The organism is Pseudomonas sp. 05T35, from assembly GCF_056396605.1.
On the sequence record NZ_JBFTLU010000743.1, the window covers coordinates 1 to 1,240 of the forward strand.

Consider the following 1,240-nt stretch of genomic DNA (forward strand, 5'->3'; position numbering starts at 1 on the left):
ACACAGATCCCGTGTGGGAGCGAGCCGGCTCCGGGCGGCGTTCCGACGATAGCAATCTGACCGCCACCGCAGAATCAGGACATCAACCGCGCCGTCCCAAACAAACTGACCCGGCTCAGTTCACCGTCCTGCTCCTCAAGCAACACCGGCGCCGTACCGCCGGGCATAACCACCGCCACAGTCCCCGCCGTCACCCACCCCACACTCCACGCCGCGCAAGCCACCGCGCTGGCGCTGGTACCAGAAGATGCGGTCGGCCCTTCCCCACGCTCGAAGACCCGAGCAGCAATTCGACGCTCGGATTCCAGCCTCGCCCATTGCAGATTGACGCCCGCCGCACAGGGCTCGCCAGCCCCGCTCGGCGGCGCGAAAGCGATGCGCGTCAGGTCGGCCGACAATCCGGGCTCGCGCATCTGCTGATTGCTCGGCAACGCCTCGGCATCCGCCACCAGCGTCACACAATGGGGATTGCCGATCCGCACGAACTGACTGTGAGCCCAAAGCGGATTCAGCCGCGCGAGCATCGGTACATGGCTCAACTCACGTTGATTCAATGTCCGCGCCTCGACCGCCTGGGCCCCCACAGCATTCGGCCCGAACGCCGGTTTGCCGAGGTCCAGCCAGAAACCCTGCACGCCGTCGACCTGCGCAGGCGTTACCGAGGTTTCGACAGGAGACACCGCATCGCCTTTGTCATGGTGAACCTTGAGCAGGCAACGCCCCTGCGCCGGCATCAAGCCCTGCTCGGTCAGCGCCTGGGCAAAAATCGTCAGGCCGTTGCCGCTGCGCTCGGCCAACGTCCCATCGGTGTTGACGATCAACAGGTCAAACGGTGGCGCAGCCTGGAACGGGCCGACCAGCAAGCCATCCGAACGGTGCTCCTTGGCACCGGCCGGTTGGGTGTCGGGGGGCCAACTGCAAAATGCCTGGATAGCCGCAAGCGTCCAGTCGGCACGCTGTTCAGCTGCCGAAGACGCCTGACCAGGCAGTTCAATACCCCGTTGGCGCAGTGTTTCAGGCGCCACAACCGCGTAGATATTCCCGCGAGCATCGTAAAACGTCGTCATGCGATGGTCCTGAACCCGGCCGAAAAAGAACCGCTACTTTAGGCCCCGACGGGCCGGTTCGCACGCATTCAACAGCGATTATTTACAGCAACCGGCAGGCAATCAGCGACTCGCAAACTGGCTCCAGCGCAGCCTGTATCGCCTTATGAAAGTGTTGCAGCGCTGGCTCGATT

At 63.7% G+C, this 1,240-nt stretch carries 1 protein-coding gene; it reads right to left on the reverse strand.

Annotated features, from left to right (window positions below; all coding sequences use genetic code 11):
• Positions 1–74 precede the first annotated feature (74 nt).
• Entirely contained in the window at positions 75–1,067 is a 993-nt protein-coding gene (locus tag AC1DH9_RS29430; protein WP_427539734.1) for a diaminopimelate epimerase, read from the reverse strand.
• Between the last annotated feature and the right edge of the window lie 173 nt (positions 1,068–1,240).